This is a genomic window from Neoroseomonas marina (assembly GCF_012927745.1).
GTDB classification, from domain to species: Bacteria; Pseudomonadota; Alphaproteobacteria; order Acetobacterales; family Acetobacteraceae; genus Neoroseomonas; species Neoroseomonas marina.
In genome coordinates this window covers 247,015-249,879 of record NZ_JABBKX010000008.1, presented here as the reverse complement: position 1 = coordinate 249,879, position 2,865 = coordinate 247,015, and the positions used below count along the sequence as shown (strand labels likewise).

The window sequence follows — 2,865 nt, the reverse complement described above, 5'->3', positions numbered from 1 at the left end:
GGGGGTGGAGGTGGGACCCCGCCCCCGGGGTGATGCCCCCGCCCGACGTGTCGGTAGGCGGCGGGGGGGCGGGGGCACCCCGCCGCGGCACGCCGGCCGCCAGCGCGGCGCCGAGCGTGGCGCCGCCGAGCGGTGGCGGCTTGTTCACTGCGCCGCCTGGGCCGGGGTCGCGAGCGCGGCGGCCTTGCGGGCCTTCAGCTCCTCCGCGATCAGGAAGGCCAGTTCCAGCGACTGCTCGGCATTGAGCCGCGGGTCGCAGGAGGTCGCGTAGTTGGCCGACAGGTCCGTCTCGGACAGGCGATGCGCGCCGCCGAGGCATTCCGTCACTTCCTGCCCCGTCATCTCCACATGCACGCCGCCGGCGGTGGTGCCCTCGGCCTCATGCACGTCGAAGAAGCCCCGGACCTCGCCCATGATGGAATCGAAGACGCGGGTCTTGTACCCGGCGACGGTCGTGGTGTTGCCGTGCATCGGGTCGCACAGCCACACCACGTTGCGCCCGGCCTTCTGCACCGCGCGCACCAGCGGGGCGAGCTTCGTCTCGACCTTGTCGTGGCCCATGCGGGAGATGAGCGTCAGGCGCCCCTTCTCGTTCGCGGGGTTCAGGATCTCGGTCAGGCGCACGAGCTCGTCCGCGTCCATCGACGGGCCGACCTTCATGCCGATGGGGTTCTTCACGCCGCGGAGGAATTCCACATGCGCCCCGTCCGGCTGCCGCGTGCGGTCGCCGATCCAGAGGAAATGCGCCGAGCACGCATAGGCATCGCCCGTGGTGGAATCGATGCGGGTCAGCGCTTCCTCGTAGGGGAGCAGCAGGCTCTCGTGGCTGGTGTAGAAATCCGTCTCGCGCACCTGCGGCAGGTCCGACATGCCGCAGGCCTGCATGAAGGACAGCGTCTGGTCGATGCGCGTCGCCAGGTCGGCATAGCGATCGGCCAGCGGGCTGCGGGCGACGAAGCCGAGGTTCCAGCGATGCACATGGTGCAGGTCCGCATAGCCGCCGGTCGCGAAGGCGCGCAGCAGGTTCATCGTGCCGGCCGACTGCATGTAGGCGAATTCCATGCGCGCCGGATCGGGGATGCGGCCCTCGGGCGTGAAGTCCGGGCCGTTGATGATGTCGCCGCGATAGGAGGGCAGCGTGACGCCGTCCTTCGTCTCGGTGTCGCTGGACCGCGGCTTGGCGAACTGCCCGGCCATGCGGCCGAGCTTCACGACCGGCACCTGGCCGCCGAAGGTCAGCACCACGGCCATCTGCAGCAGCACCCGGAAGGTGTCGCGGATCACGTTGGCGGTGAAGTCGCCGAAGCTCTCGGCGCAGTCGCCGCCCTGCAGGACGAAGGCTTCCCCGTCGCCGGCGCGCGCCAGCGCGGCCCGGAGGCGCCGGGCCTCGCCTGCAAAAACCAGCGGGGGAAATCGCGCGATCTTCCCTTCCATCGCGGCAAGCGCCGCCTGGTCCGGGTAGTCCGGCACCTGCCGGATCGGCATCGCCCGCCAGGAATCCGGGCTCCAGCCTCGCGCGGTCATTGTCTGGCACTCTCCTCCATGCAAGTCGGGCACCATAACCGCGTGGCGGGGGATGGGGGAAGCGGCGCGGCCGTGCGAGGCTCGCCGGACCGCCATGCTTGGGAAGGGGATGTCATGTTGGACCGCGCCGACGCCGTCGGGATCCTGATGCAGCGCGCCGTGCAGGCGGGCGACCTGCCCGGCGTGGTCGTGGCGGCCGCGGGCCGGGAGGAAGCGGGCTTCACGGCCGGCTACGGCGTGCGGCGGCTCGGCGCGCCGGAGCCGATGGCGCCCGATACCGTCGTCTGGATCGCCTCCATGACCAAGGCGGTGACCGCGGTCGCGGCGATGCGCCTGGTCGAGGCCGGGCGCCTGGCGCTGGACGCCCCGGCCGCCGAGGTACTTCCCAACCTGGCCGAGGCACAGGTCCTCGAGGGTTTCGACGCCACCGGCCAGCCCATCCTGCGGGCACCGAAGCGGGCGATGACGCTGCGCCACCTGCTCACCCACACCTCCGGCTTCTCCTACGAGATGTGGAGCGCGGACACGATCAAGGCGCGCAAGGCGCTCGGCCTGCCGCCCATGCCGACCGGGAAACTCGCCGCGCTGCGGCTGCCCCTCCTGTTCGATCCCGGCGAGGCGTGGAACTACGGCATCGGCCTCGACTGGGTCGGGCGGATGGTGGAAGCGGCGACGGGGCAGCGCCTCGGAGCGCATTTCACCGAGACGATCTTCGGCCCGCTCGGCATGGCCGACACGGCGTTCCGGCTGCGGGAGGACATGCGCGCGCGCCTCGCCAGCGTGCATGCCCGGGGCCCGGACGGCAGCCCGACGCCGATCGACATGATCGTTGAGCAGGACCCCGAGTTCGAAAGCGGCGGTGGCGGGCTCTATTCGACCGCCCGGGACTACCTCGCCTTCGCGCGCATGATCCTCAATGGCGGGCGGCATGGGCGGGAGCGGCTGCTGAAACCCGAGACGATCGCCGAGATGGCGCGGGACCAGATCGCGCCGCTCGCGGTGCAGCCCATGGTCTCGGCCGTGCCCTCCGCGACGCATGACGCCGATTTCTTCCCGGGCCTCCCGTGCGGCTGGGGGCTGTCCTTCCTGGTGAACCGCCGGCAGACGCCACAGGGGCGCGCGGCGGGCAGCCTGGCCTGGGCGGGGCTGGCCAACACCTACTACTGGATCGACCACGGGCGCGGGACGACCGGGCTGATGATGAGCCAGGTCCTGCCCTTCTTCGACCCGAAGGCGATCGCGCTGTTCAGGGGGTTCGAGGCGACGCTCAACGGGCAGTGAACGGGGGGGGCTGGGCCCCCCCGCCCCCCCCCCCCCCCCCCCCCCACGCCGCCGGCTACC

Annotated in this window: 2 protein-coding genes; one reads left to right on the top strand and one right to left on the bottom strand. The window is 71.8% G+C overall.

Annotated features, from left to right (window positions below; translation table 11 throughout):
* Positions 1-144 precede the first annotated feature (144 nt).
* Positions 145-1,524, bottom strand: coding sequence for a class II 3-deoxy-7-phosphoheptulonate synthase (locus GWK16_RS20445; RefSeq protein WP_170055809.1), 1,380 nt, complete (start codon positions 1,522-1,524; stop codon positions 145-147).
* Positions 1,525-1,638: 114 nt separating this feature from the next.
* Here GWK16_RS20445 and GWK16_RS20440 point away from each other — a divergent pair, with 114 nt between their 5' ends.
* Positions 1,639-2,805, top strand: coding sequence for a serine hydrolase domain-containing protein (locus GWK16_RS20440; RefSeq protein WP_170055808.1), 1,167 nt, complete (start codon positions 1,639-1,641; stop codon positions 2,803-2,805).
* The last annotated feature ends 60 nt before the right edge of the window (positions 2,806-2,865 follow it).

Bases quoted from the DNA above. Each gene is read 5' to 3' on its own strand.
- GWK16_RS20445 (WP_170055809.1), bottom strand. From the start codon at position 1,524: ATGACCGCGCGAGGCTGGAGCCCGGATTCCTGGCGGGCGATGCCGATC.
- GWK16_RS20440 (WP_170055808.1), top strand. From the start codon at position 1,639: ATGTTGGACCGCGCCGACGCCGTCGGGATCCTGATGCAGCGCGCCGTG.